Annotated in this window: 8 protein-coding genes and 1 pseudogene; 8 read left to right on the plus strand and 1 reads right to left on the minus strand. The window is 63.7% G+C overall.

The window, feature by feature from the left end; all coding sequences use genetic code 11:
- The first annotated feature begins 39 nt into the window (after nt 1-39).
- Nucleotides 40-507, plus strand: coding sequence for a MarR family winged helix-turn-helix transcriptional regulator (locus tag ACM6UT_RS02335; protein WP_416795755.1), 468 nt, complete (start codon nt 40-42; stop codon nt 505-507).
- Nucleotides 508-523: 16 nt separating this feature from the next.
- On the opposite strand, the gene ACM6UT_RS02340 is transcribed toward ACM6UT_RS02335, so the two are convergent.
- Nucleotides 524-1,507 (minus strand): zinc-dependent alcohol dehydrogenase family protein, encoded by a 984-nt coding sequence (locus ACM6UT_RS02340; RefSeq protein WP_416795756.1) that lies wholly within the window; start codon nt 1,505-1,507, stop codon nt 524-526.
- 319 nt (nt 1,508-1,826) lie between these two features.
- Here ACM6UT_RS02340 and ACM6UT_RS02345 point away from each other — a divergent pair, with 319 nt between their 5' ends.
- The 7 genes and pseudogenes from ACM6UT_RS02345 to glgA all read left to right on the plus strand — a co-directional run bounded on the left by ACM6UT_RS02345 (nt 1,827) and on the right by glgA (nt 12,529).
- Nucleotides 1,827-3,254: a mannose-1-phosphate guanylyltransferase/mannose-6-phosphate isomerase gene (locus tag ACM6UT_RS02345; protein WP_416795757.1), complete on the plus strand. Its 1,428-nt coding sequence runs from the start codon at nt 1,827-1,829 to the stop codon at nt 3,252-3,254.
- 110 nt (nt 3,255-3,364) lie between these two features.
- Nucleotides 3,365-3,478 (plus strand): annotated as a pseudogene (locus tag ACM6UT_RS02350) (circularly permuted type 2 ATP-grasp protein); the annotation flags it as partial.
- A 226-nt stretch (nt 3,479-3,704) separates the two neighbouring features.
- Entirely contained in the window at nt 3,705-4,895 is a 1,191-nt protein-coding gene (locus ACM6UT_RS02355; protein ID WP_416795758.1) for a vWA domain-containing protein, read from the plus strand.
- 235 nt (nt 4,896-5,130) lie between these two features.
- Nucleotides 5,131-7,593 carry a glycogen/starch/alpha-glucan phosphorylase gene (locus tag ACM6UT_RS02360; RefSeq protein ID WP_416795759.1) on the plus strand — a complete coding sequence of 821 codons (2,463 nt, stop codon included), beginning with the start codon at nt 5,131-5,133 and terminating at the stop codon, nt 7,591-7,593.
- Entirely contained in the window at nt 7,593-9,806 is a 2,214-nt protein-coding gene (glgB, locus tag ACM6UT_RS02365) for a 1,4-alpha-glucan branching protein GlgB (protein WP_416795760.1), read from the plus strand. The genes ACM6UT_RS02360 and glgB overlap by 1 nt, the downstream gene beginning before the upstream one ends.
- Before the next feature lie 15 nt (nt 9,807-9,821).
- Nucleotides 9,822-11,090, plus strand: coding sequence for a glucose-1-phosphate adenylyltransferase (gene glgC / locus ACM6UT_RS02370; RefSeq protein WP_416795761.1), 1,269 nt, complete (start codon nt 9,822-9,824; stop codon nt 11,088-11,090).
- Nucleotides 11,090-12,529, plus strand: a complete 1,440-nt coding sequence (gene glgA / locus ACM6UT_RS02375) for a glycogen synthase GlgA (RefSeq protein WP_416795762.1) — start codon at nt 11,090-11,092, stop codon at nt 12,527-12,529. The genes glgC and glgA overlap by 1 nt, the downstream gene beginning before the upstream one ends.
- The last annotated feature ends 2 nt before the right edge of the window (nt 12,530-12,531 follow it).

The raw sequence follows: 12,531 nt of genomic DNA on the forward strand, positions 1-12,531 counted from the left end.
AGACGAAAGGAATCGAACTGTGGGGGGCACATTTTCGAGATGCTGGAAATCTATGAAATGCCGGGGCACCTGATTCGCCGCTTGAATCAGGTTACTGTGTCGTTGTTTGTCGAAGAAACATCCAAAGAAGGCTTTGATCTGACGCCCGTGCAGTATGCCGCGCTGATCGCCATCAATTCCGCGCCGGGCCTCGACCAGGCATCGGTCGCAAGCCACATCGCCTATGATCGGGTGACGATCGGCGGCGTGATCGACCGTCTGGTGCAGAAAGAGCTGGTTCGTCGCGAAACGAATCCGAACGATCGGCGTGCGCGCAGGCTCTACCTGACAGAAAGTGGCACGGAAACGTTGCAGAAGATCCGCCCGATCGTCTGGCGCCTTCAGGAGGAACTGCTGGGGGCGCTCGAACATGCCGAACGCGAGCAGTTCGTCTCCCTGCTGCGCAAGGTGGCCGATCATACCAACAAAAAAAGCCGAGCGCCGCTGCGGGTCGACTCGCCGCAATAGGCCCGTTGCCTCGCATCTACGGTACGAGCACGGCGGCACCCTGGAACCGGCCGGCACGCAGATCGTCGAGCGCCTCGTTTGCGCGCTCGAGAGGATAGACCGTGGTCGTGGTCCTGACGCCCGCCCGCGGTGCAAGTTCCAGGAACTCGACGGCGTCGCTGCGCGTCAGATTGGCGACCGAGAGGATCTGCCGCTCGCCCCAGAGGATCTCGTAGGGAAATTGCGGGATGTCGCTCATGTGGATACCACCGCAGACGACCCGTCCGCCCTTTGCCACCACCCGGAGCGCCGCCGGCACGAGATCGCCGACCGGGGCGAAGATGATGGCCGCGTCGAGAGGACAGGGCGGAGCCTCGTCCGACCCGCCGGCCCAGACGGCACCGAGCGACAGCGCCATCTGCTGGGCCGCAGTGTCGCCGCTGCGCGTAAACGCATAGACCTCGCGCCCCTGATGGCGGCAGACCTGCGCGATGATGTGTGCGGCGGCGCCGAAACCATAGATGCCGATGCGCCCTCCCTCCCCCGCCATCTTCAGCGAGCGCCAGCCGATCAGGCCGGCGCACATCAGGGGCGCGGCGGCGACGGGATCGTCGAACCCGGCAAGCGGAAAACAGTAGTCCGCGTCGGCCCTGATCTCGGTCGCAAAGCCGCCGTCGCGGGTGTAGCCGGTGAAGCCGGGGCTGTCGCAGAGGTTTTCGCGGCCATCCCGGCAATAGGAGCAGCAGCCGCACGTGTGTCCGAGCCAGGGGATGCCGATCCGCATGCCGACCGAGAGGTTTCGGACGCCCGGGCCGACCTTCGAAACGATGCCGACCACTTCATGGCCCGGAACCAGGGGGAGCTTCGGCTGCTTCAGATCACCGTCGACGACGTGCAGGTCGGTCCGGCAGACGGCACAGGCCTCGACGCTTGCGACGATCTCGCCCTCGCCCGGCTCGAGATCCGGCCGCTCTTCGAGCCGGAGCCGTTCACCCGGCGCATGAAGCACCATCGCTCTCATCCTGCCTACTCCTCTGCCTAGGGCGCGCGGTCGGTCACCGCGGAACGGAACAAACCCGATCCCGAAGACCTTTCCCCACCCGTCGGCGAGGATCAAGTCGGCTCCGAAGGAAAGTGCAAAAGAACCGTTCACCTTTTGGATGTATAGCTCTCCCGCCTCCCCCGGACTTGGACAGGCCGGGAAAAAATGCAACAAACCGGAGGTCGCCGGATCGGCTCGTATGGTCCCGCCAGCCGGCGAGTTCATGCCGGCGCCGGCCGATCAAGAGCCTGTCCGGCAAAAACGTTCGACGTCCGCTCAACCGAAAGGCAATGCAGCAATGACCCACAAGATCGTTCCCGTCGTGATGGCCGGTGGCAAGGGAACCCGCCTCTGGCCGTTGTCCCGGGCGACCGCCGCAAAGCAGTTCATACGGCTGATCGGCGACAAGACCTTGTTCCAAGGGACTCTGGACCGCGTCGCCGGCACGCAGACCTACGAACCGGCCTTGGTCATCACCAATGACGAATTCCGCTTCCTTGTCGCCGAACAGGCCCGCGAGCTCGGCGTGCCGCTCTCCAGCATCGTCCTCGAACCGGAAGCGCGCAACACGGCGGCGGCCATCGCGGTTGCGGCCGTCATCATCGGTCGCGACTTCGGCAACCACGCGGTGATGCAAATCCTGCCGTCCGACCATGAAATCATTGCCGACGAGACCTATACGCGCTGCGTCGAGACCGCGGCGGAAGCAGCGCGCCAGGGCAAGATCGTCACCTTTGGCATCACGCCCACCGAACCCGCAACCGGCTACGGCTATATCGAAATGGGCAAGGCGTTGGCTGGAGGCGCACACACGGTGAAGCGCTTCGTCGAAAAGCCGAAACTCGAAAACGCGAAAGCGATGCTGGAGGCAGGCAGCCATTTTTGGAACTCCGGCATGTTCATGTGCACGGCCGGCCAGATGCTCGCCGAACTGCGTGAGCACGCGCCGGAGGTTCTCGCGGCGGCCGAGGAAGCGGTCGCCGAGGCGGCCACCGACCTCGACTTCGTCCGCCTCGGCTCGGCTGGCTTCGCCAAGAGCCCCAGCATCTCGATCGACTACGCGGTCATGGAGAAGACGCCGAACGTCGCGGTCGTGCCGGCACCGATCACCTGGTCCGACCTCGGCAGCTGGGATGCGATCTGGAAGCTCGGCAATCCCGATGCCGACGGCAACGTCGTCGCCGGCAACGCCACCCTCGTCAACACCCGCAATTCGCTGGTGATGTCGCGCCATGCCCATCTGGCGGTCCAGGGGATGGACGGCGTCGCCGTCATCGCCAGCGAAGACGCCGTCTATGTCGGACGCCTCGACGAAAGCCAGGAGGTCGGCAATCTGGTCAAGATGCTCGCCGCGAAGAAGCAGACGGCGCACCTGACGGAAAACCACCCGACCTCGCTGCGCCCCTGGGGCGGCTACACCTCCGTCCTCAACGGTGAGCGCTTCCAGGTCAAACGGCTCTTCGTGCATCCCGGCAAGAAACTCTCGCTGCAGAAGCATTATCACCGCTCCGAGCACTGGATCTGCGTCAAGGGTACGGCCGAGGTGACGATCGACGACAAGGTGACGATCCTGCATGAGAACGAGTCGATCTACATTCCGCAGGGCGCCGTTCACCGGCTCGGCAATCCGGGCAAGATCCTGCTCGAGATGATCGAAATCCAGACCGGCTCCTATCTCGGCGAAGACGACATCATTCGCATCGTCGACGAATTCGGCCGCAGCTGAGACTGCATACCCGAGACCGCCGCCGTCTACCTTTCCGGCGGCGGCGATCACCCGCCACGAGTTCACGTCTCGCGAAGACTGCGTCGGGCTTTTCCGGCAGGCACTCTCTCCTGCTCGCCTTCATTCCCGGCATCTGCCGCCGGCTTCTGGGCGAGGATCTCACCCTTTCCTCGATCGCGACGTGGTGGTGCGGCCAGACGACGGAGCGCGCGGGCAGCGCCCGGCGTAATCTCGCTTCTGAAAACGCTTTGCGGATCATCGGCTTGTCGTCAACCACTGACGCGGGCGCCCGCGTCTGGGCGTTCCGCGAACGTGAGAGAGCCCCGGAACCCAACCGTCTGAACAGTCGCCTAAAGGAGCTTTCGCTCAAATTTTACCGTTTCGTTTAATTCGAAGGGAATATCTTCCATCTATTAGCTTTCCATCACTCTTCGACGATGGAAGAACATGATGATCGGCCCCGGTGAGAATGCGCGTACCTCCCTGCGTTTCCTGAAGGATCGCAGTGGCAATTTTGGCGTGATGACTGCGCTGCTTCTGCCAGTTTCCCTTGCCGCGGCAGGTGTGGCGATGGACCTGACCAAGATCGTGCAGGTCAAGAGCGCCCTGCAGGATGCGGCGGATTCCGCGGCCCTCGCCGCGGCAGCGGCGATGTCGGGCAAGGGCGTCACGGACGCAGAGGCGATCGCACTCGCCAAACAGTTCATGGCCGCGCAGACGGCCAACAGCATCGCACCGAGTGCAGACGAACTCGGCCTGACGGAAGAGGAGATGCAGGCGAAGCTCGAGGAGGCTGCCGTCGGCACTGTCGAGCGCACGCCGAACGGCTCGGGCGAAATCTACGACGTGACGGTGAACAGCTATTACGATGTGCCGATGACGCCGTTCACCGGTCTCCTCGGTTACAAGACGGTTCGCGTAAGCGTTACCAGTTCGGCGCAGAGCGCCACGGCCGAGACGAAGAACCCGCTTTCGATGTACATGGTCCTCGACCGCTCCGGTTCGATGGGCGAGAACACGAACGAAACCTATACGGGCACGTGCTACTCACGATATGGCTCGGCCTATTCTTGCACCAAATACTACACCAAGATCGAGGCCCTGAAGCTGGCAGTACGGGATCTGGCGACCCAGCTCGACACAGCCGACCCGGACGCCAAATACGTTCGTACGGCCGCCGTCTCCTATAACAGTTCGATGCAGACGCCGATCTCGTTCGCCTGGGGCACGACAAGCGTGGTCAAATATGTCGACGCGCTGACGGCCACCGGGGGTACCGATTCCTCGGCCGCCATGGCGACCGCCAACAAGGCGCTCGCCGGCAGCACCGAGAATACGGCCCATCAGAAGATGAACGGCGAGACGAACCCGAGCAAGTTCATCGTCTTCATGACGGACGGCGACAACAACTATACGAGCGCAGACACCGCGACGAAGAAGACCTGCGACTCGGCGAAGACCGCTGGCATCGAGATCTACACCATTGCCTTCATGGCACCCGATCGGGGACAGGCCCTTCTGCAGTACTGTGCCACCGATACCTCGCACTATTTCGACGCCCAGAACGCGGCCGACCTCGTCGCCGCCTTCAAGGAGATCGGCGAAAAGGCGACCGAGACCATGACGCGGCTCACCAACTAGGCCGCGAACTGACGGAAGCTTCGGGAAACCGCGTCGGAGACGACGCGGTTTTTCGTCTTTTCAGCCATCGCGGAAATGCCTCCGTGAGCCCTCCGGAACAGGATGGTCTTTTACGCGCTTGCGAAATTCGTCTGTTGCACGTGCTTGAGAACGATGCGTAAACTGGCATCGGCAACCTGTTTGGATGCTGTCCCGCGCAACGTTCCAATGCAACGAGAGAAGTGCTGGCGAAGACATGACGAAGCCCAACGGCAATGCCGATCTGCTGCAACCGAAGCCCCGCATATCCAGCCCCGACGTTCTTGCCGCGGAAATTATCGAGCACCTGACCTACGGGATCGGCAAGGATGCCAAGGTTGCCACGCCGCACGACTGGCTGACCGCGACCATTCTGGCTATCCGCGGACGCATCATCGACAAGTGGATGGAATCGACGCGCGAGACCTACAGGACGAACAGAAAGCGGGTCTATTATCTCTCGCTGGAGTTCCTGATCGGCCGCCTGATGCGGGACGCGGTTTCCAATCTCGGACTGATGGACGAAGTCCGCCAGGCGCTCACCTCGCTCGGCGTCGATCTCGACGTCATCGCCGAGCTGGAGCCGGATGCGGCGCTCGGCAATGGCGGCCTCGGGCGGCTCGCCGCCTGCTTCATGGAATCCATGGCGACCGTCGGCATTCCGGCCTACGGCTACGGCATCCGCTACGTTCACGGGCTCTTCCGCCAGCAGATGGCGGACGGCTGGCAGGTCGAGCTTCCCGAGACCTGGCTCGCGCACGGCAACCCGTGGGAATTCGAACGTCGCGAAAGCTCCTATGAAATCGGATTCGGCGGCGCCGTCGAAACGAATGGCGGCCCAGACGAGCCGCGCCGCTATGTCTGGAAACCGGCCGAGCGGGTCATCGCGACCGGCTACGACACGCCTGTCGTCGGCTGGCGCGGCGCCCGCGTCAACACGCTGCGCCTCTGGTCCGCCCAGCCGATCGACCCGATCCTTCTCGACGCCTTCAACGCCGGCGACCACATCGGCGCCCTGCGCGAGAGCAACAAGGCCGAGACGCTGACGCGCGTGCTTTATCCGGCCGACGCGACGCCGGCCGGGCAGGAACTGCGCCTGCGCCAGGAGTATTTCTTCTGCTCCGCTTCGCTGCAGGACATCCTGCGGCGGCATCTACAGCAGGGCAATTCGCTCGCCTCGCTGCCCGACAAGGTGGCGATCCAGCTGAACGACACGCATCCGGCCGTCTCCGTCGCCGAACTGATGCGCCTTCTCTGCGACATGCACGGACTGGACTTCGACCAGGCCTGGGACATTACCTGGCGGACCTTCTCCTATACCAACCACACGCTCCTGCCGGAGGCGCTGGAAAGCTGGCCGGTGCCGCTCTTCGAGCGCCTGCTGCCGCGCCACATGCAACTCGTCTACGAGATCAACGCCAAGGTGCTGCTCGATGCCCGCCGCAGCCGACATTTCGGCGATCAGGAGATTGCCCACATCTCGTTGATCGAAGAGAGCGGCAGCCGCCGGGTGCGCATGGGCAATCTCGCCTTCATGGGCTCGCACAGCGTCAACGGCGTCTCCTCCCTCCATACCGAGCTGATGAAGCAGACGGTATTCGCCGACCTGCACAAGCTCTATCCGGATCGCATCAACAACAAGACGAACGGCATCACGCCGCGCCGCTGGCTGATGCAGTGCAATCCCGGCCTGACCGGCCTCATCACCGAGGCGATCGGTCCCGATTTCAAGGACGACGTCGAGAAGCTCCGCCCGCTCGACGCTTTCGCCGACGACACCGCCTTCCGGGAAAAGTTCGCGGCGATCAAGCGCGCCAACAAGGAGCGGCTTTCCAATCTGGTGCTGAGCCGCATGGGCGTGCGCATCGATCCCTCGGCGCTCTTCGACATCCAGATCAAGCGCATCCACGAATACAAGCGGCAGCTCCTCAACATCATCGAGGCGATCTCGCTGTACGACCAGATCCGCTCCCATCCGGAACGGGACTGGGTGCCACGGGTGAAGCTGCTCGCCGGCAAGGCGGCGCCGAGCTACCACAACGCCAAGCTCATCATCAAACTCGCAAACGACGTCGCCCGCGTGATCAACAACGACCCGTCCGTGCGCGGCCTGCTGAAGGTGGTCTTCATCCCCAACTACAACGTCTCGCTGGCGGAAATCATGGTGCCGGCGGCAGACCTCTCCGAGCAGATCTCGACCGCCGGCATGGAGGCCTCGGGAACCGGAAACATGAAGTTCGCGTTGAACGGCGCGCTCACCATCGGCACGCTCGACGGGGCGAACGTCGAGATGCGCGAACATGTCGGAGAGGAGAACATCGTGATCTTCGGAATGACCGCCGACGAGGTCGCGGCCGCCCGCTCCGACGGGCACAATCCGCGGGCGATCATCGAATCCTCGCCGGAGCTCGCCCAGGCCCTTTCGGCAATCTCGGCCGGGGTCTTTTCCCCCGACGACCGCGACCGTTTCTCCGGGCTCGTGGACGGCCTCCATCAGCATGACTGGTTCATGGTGGCCGCCGACTTCGACGCCTATGCGAAGGCGCAGCGCCAGGTCGACGCGATCTGGACCGATCCTTCCGCCTGGTACGCCAAGACGATCCGCAACACCGCCCGCATGGGCTGGTTCTCCTCAGACCGCACAATCAGAGAATACACCGCGGACATCTGGAGAGCCTGATGACGAAAGCGCCCAAGAAGGTCAGCGAGCCCGACAAGGCGGATCAGATCTCCGCCTCCGAAGTCGAGGCCATCGTCATGGGCCGGCACAGGGACCCCTTCGCCTTCCTCGGCGTACAAGAAACCAAATCCGGCTTCCGGGCGCGCTGCTTCGTTCCGGGGGCGGAGACGATCGAGGCTTTTGCGCTCGACGGTACGCCGATCGGAACCCTGGCCTGCCTGCATCCGGCGGGCTTTTTTGACGGCCCTGTTTCCATCACCACGTTCCAGCCCATCCGCTATCGCGCCGCACGTGGCGACGCCGAATGGATGGTCACCGATCCCTACAGCTTCTGGCCGGTGCTCGGGCCCATGGACGACTACCTGCTGAAGGAAGGCTCGCATCTGCGCCTGTTCGACAAGATGGGCGCCCATCCGATGCGCCATCAGGGCGTCGACGGCTTCCATTTCGCCGTCTGGGCGCCGAATGCGCAACGCGTTTCGGTGGTGGGGGACTTCAACGACTGGGACGGACGCCGGCACGTGATGCGGCTGCGCCGCGACACCGGCATCTGGGAAATCTTCGCGCCCGACGTCCGGCCGGGATCGGCCTACAAGTTCGAGATCATCGGCAAGAAGGGCGAGCTTCTGCCGTTGAAGGCCGACCCTTACGCGCGAAAGGCCGAGTTGCGCCCGAAGAATGCTTCGATCACGGCCGCCGAACTCGACCAGACCTGGGAAGACGAACCGCACCGCAAGCACTGGCGCTCGGTGGACAAGCGGCGCCAGCCGATGAGCATCTATGAGGTGCATCCGGGATCATGGCAGCGCCGCGACGACGGCGGCATGCTGAGCTGGGACGAACTCGCCGAGCGGCTGATCCCCTATTGCGTCGATATGGGCTTCACCCACATCGAGTTCCTGCCGGTCTCCGAACATCCCTACGACCCCTCCTGGGGATACCAGACGACAGGGCTCTATGCGCCGACGGCCCGCTTCGGGGAACCGGAAGGCTTCGCCCGCTTCGTCAACGGCTGCCACAAGGTGGGGCTCGGCGTCATCCTCGACTGGGTGCCCGCCCATTTTCCGACCGACGCCCACGGGCTTCGCTGGTTCGATGGCACCGCGCTCTACGAGCACGAGGATCCGCGGCAGGGTTTTCACCCGGACTGGAACACGGCCATCTACAATTTCGGCCGGATCGAGGTTCTCTCCTATCTCGTCAACAACGCCCTCTACTGGGCGGAAAAATTCCATATTGACGGGCTTCGCGTCGATGCCGTCGCCTCGATGCTCTACCTCGACTATTCCCGCAAGGAAGGCGAGTGGATCCCGAACGAATACGGGGGCCGTGAAAACCTCGAGGCGGTGCGCTTCCTGCAGAAGATGAACACCCATCTCTACGGCAGCCATCCCGAGGTCATGACCATCGCGGAAGAGTCCACGTCCTGGCCGAAGGTCTCGCAGCCGGTGCATGAAGGTGGCCTCGGCTTCGGTTTCAAGTGGAACATGGGTTTCATGCACGACACGCTGAGCTATTTCTCGCGCGAGCCGGTGCATCGCAAGTTCCACCATCAGGAGATCACCTTCGGGCTGCTCTACGCCTTCTCGGAGAACTTCGTTCTGCCGATCTCCCATGACGAGGTGGTGCACGGCAAAGGCTCGATGATCGCCAAGATGCCGGGCGACGACTGGCAGAAGTTCGCCAACCTGCGCGCCTACTACGCCTTCATGTGGGGTTATCCCGGCAAGAAGCTCCTCTTCATGGGCCAGGAATTCGCCCAGTGGAGCGAATGGAGCGAGGCGCGCGCCCTCGACTGGAACCTGCTGCAATATGCCCTCCACGAGGGGATGCGGCGGTTGGTCCGCGACCTCAACCTGACCTATCGCGCCAAGCCGGCGCTCCATGCACGCGACTGCGAGGGCGACGGCTTCGAATGGCTGATCGCCGACGATCAGGATCGCTCTGTCTTTGCCTGGCTGCGCAGGGCGCCCGGTGAAAAGCCGGTCGCCGTCATCTCGAACCTGACGCCGGTCTATCATGAACGCTTTTCCGTACCGCTGCCGGTCGCCGGGCGGTGGCGCGAGATCCTGAATACAGACGCCGAGATCTATGGCGGCAGCGACAAGGGGAACGGCGGCAGGGTGGCTGCCGAGCGCAACCCGGACGGACATATAACCGCAACGCTGTCCCTGCCACCGCTCGCCGTCATCATGCTCGAACCGGAAAACTGACGCGGGAGGGGAACCATGCAGGAAAGAAGAACACAGCCTCTGGCGCGTGACGCCATGGCCTATGTCCTTGCGGGCGGACGGGGGAGCCGCCTCAAGGAACTGACCGACCGGCGCGCCAAGCCAGCCGTCTATTTCGGGGGAAAGACCCGCATCATCGATTTCGCGCTCTCCAACGCGCTGAACTCCGGTATCCGTCGCATCGGGGTCGCCACCCAGTACAAGGCGCATTCGCTCATCCGCCATCTGCAGCGGGGCTGGAACTTCTTCCGTCCGGAACGAAACGAGAGCTTCGACATCCTGCCGGCGAGCCAGCGCGTCTCCGAGACGCAGTGGTATGAGGGCACAGCCGACGCGGTCTACCAGAACATCGACATCATCGAGCCCTACGGCCCGGAATACATGGTGATCCTTGCCGGCGACCACATCTACAAGATGGACTACGAGCTGATGCTGCAGCAGCACGTCGATTCCGGCGCCGACGTCACCATCGGCTGCCTGGAAGTGCCGCGCGCCGAGGCCACCGCCTTCGGCGTCATGCACGTCAACGAGAAAGACGAGATCATCGCCTTCATCGAGAAGCCGGCCGACCCGCCGGGCATTCCCGGCAAGGAGGATTTCTCGCTCGCCTCGATGGGCATCTACGTCTTCCACACGCGCTTCCTGATGGAATGCCTGCGGCGCGACGCCGAGGATCCGAAGTCGAGCCGCGACTTCGGCAAGGACATCATCCCCTACATCGTCGAGAACGGTAAGGCAGTTGCCCATCGCTTCGCGCGTTCCTGCGTGCGCTCGGAAGGCGAGCATACGCCTTACTGGCGCGACGTCGGGACGATCGACGCCTACTGGCAGGCGAATATCGACCTGACCGACGTAGTCCCGGAACTCGACATCTACGACAAGTCGTGGCCGATCTGGAGCTATGCCGAGGTGACGCCGCCGGCCAAGTTCGTGCACGACGACGAAGGCCGCCGCGGCTCGGCCATCTCGTCGCTGGTTTCGGGCGACTGCATCATCTCCGGCTCCTCGCTCCACAAGAGCCTTCTCTTCACCGGTGTGCGGGCCAATTCCTATTCGCGGCTCGAAGGAGCGATCGTGCTGCCGCGGGTGGTGATCGGCCGCCATGCGCGACTGACCAACGTCATCATCGACCACGGGGTCGTGATCCCCGAGGGTCTCGTGGTCGGCGAGGACCCGGAGCTTGACGCCCGGCGTTTCCGTCGGTCGGAAAACGGCGTTTGCCTGATCACCCAGACCATGCTGGACAAACTCGAAGCGGGAGCCTGATGAGAGTTCTTTCGGTTACCTCCGAGCTCTACCCTCTGGTCAAGACCGGGGGGCTTGCCGATGTCGCCGGCGCCCTGCCGCTGGCGCTGAAGGCGCATGAGATCGAGATGAAGACGCTGGTGCCGGGATATCCGGCGGTCATGCGCGTCATCGGCAAGGCCGAGGAGCGCCTCGTTCTCCCCGATGCCTTCGGCGTCGAGGCCCGTGTTCTGGAGGTGGAACACCAGGGGCTCGATCTCCTCGTGCTCGATGCCCCGGCCCTGTTCGACCGCACCGGCGGGCCGTATCTCGACCAGAACGGCGCGGACTACGGCGACAACTGGAAACGCTTCGCCCTCCTCTCGAAGATCGGCGCCGACATCGCCGCCGGTGCGATCGAGGGCTGGCAACCCGATCTGGTGCACGTCCACGACTGGCAGGCGGCGCTGACGCCTCTCTACATGCGCCACTCGGCAGCGGCAGGGATGCCGTCGGTGATCACCATCCACAACATGGCCTTCCAGGGCCAGTTCTCCTCCGATCTCTTCGCCCAACTCGGTCTTCCCGGCCCCGCCTACATGGAGTCGCTCGAATATTACGGGCGCGTGAGCTACCTGAAAGGCGGCCTGACCTCTGCCACGGCAGTCACGACGGTGAGCCCTTCCTATGCCGAGGAAATCCTCACGCCGGAATTCGGCATGGGGCTCGAAGGCGTGATCGCGAGCCGCATCGGGCATTTGTACGGCATCGTCAACGGGATCGACGCGAGCGTCTGGAACCCGGCGAGCGATCCGCTACTCGTCGAGAACTACACGGCGGCGTCCCTGCGCAAGCGGGCGGCGAACCGCACGGCGGTGGCAAACCATTTCGGCCTCGATGACGACGACGGCCCGATCTTCTGCGTCGTCTCCCGGCTCACCTGGCAGAAGGGCATGGACCTTCTCGCCGAGGTGGTCGACGACATCGTCGCCGCCGGCGGGAAGCTCGCCGTGCTGGGAACGGGCGATGCTGCGCTCGAAGGCGCCATGCGCGCCGCGGCCGGTCGCCACAACCGGCGCGTCGGGGTCATCATCGGCTACGACGAGCAGCTTTCCCATCTCATGCAGGGCGGCACAGACGCGATCCTCGTCCCTTCCCGTTTCGAGCCCTGCGGGCTCACCCAGCTCTATGGGCTTCGTTACGGCTGCGTGCCCGTCGTCGCGCGGACCGGCGGCCTCGCAGACACTGTCATCGATGCCAACGAGGCAGCCCTCGCTGCGCGCGCCGCCACCGGCGTGCAGTTTTCTCCGATCACCGCCGACGGGCTGCGGCAGGGTCTCCGGCGCGCGATCCGCCTTTACGGCGACGCCAAACTTTGGACCCAGATTCAGAAGCAGGGTATGAAAGCCGACGTATCCTGGGGCAAGAGCGCCGAGCGGTATGCGGACCTCTACCAACGCCTCGTTCAGAAAGGCCATTGATT

Origin of the sequence: Ciceribacter azotifigens (assembly GCF_048159625.1) — a bacterium.
In the GTDB taxonomy this organism is placed as follows: Bacteria; Pseudomonadota; Alphaproteobacteria; order Rhizobiales; family Rhizobiaceae; genus Allorhizobium; species Allorhizobium azotifigens.

What these genes read in the sequence shown, in the direction of transcription:
- glgC (WP_416795761.1), top strand. Translation starts at nt 9,822, where the DNA reads ATGCAGGAAAGAAGAACACAGCCTCTGGCGCGTGACGCCATGGCCTAT.
- ACM6UT_RS02335 (WP_416795755.1), top strand. Translation starts at nt 40, where the DNA reads ATGCTGGAAATCTATGAAATGCCGGGGCACCTGATTCGCCGCTTGAAT.
- ACM6UT_RS02340 (WP_416795756.1), bottom strand. Translation starts at nt 1,507, where the DNA reads ATGAGAGCGATGGTGCTTCATGCGCCGGGTGAACGGCTCCGGCTCGAA.
- ACM6UT_RS02355 (WP_416795758.1), top strand. Translation starts at nt 3,705, where the DNA reads ATGATCGGCCCCGGTGAGAATGCGCGTACCTCCCTGCGTTTCCTGAAG.
- glgB (WP_416795760.1), top strand. Translation starts at nt 7,593, where the DNA reads ATGACGAAAGCGCCCAAGAAGGTCAGCGAGCCCGACAAGGCGGATCAG.
- ACM6UT_RS02345 (WP_416795757.1), top strand. Translation starts at nt 1,827, where the DNA reads ATGACCCACAAGATCGTTCCCGTCGTGATGGCCGGTGGCAAGGGAACC.
- glgA (WP_416795762.1), top strand. Translation starts at nt 11,090, where the DNA reads ATGAGAGTTCTTTCGGTTACCTCCGAGCTCTACCCTCTGGTCAAGACC.
- ACM6UT_RS02360 (WP_416795759.1), top strand. Translation starts at nt 5,131, where the DNA reads ATGACGAAGCCCAACGGCAATGCCGATCTGCTGCAACCGAAGCCCCGC.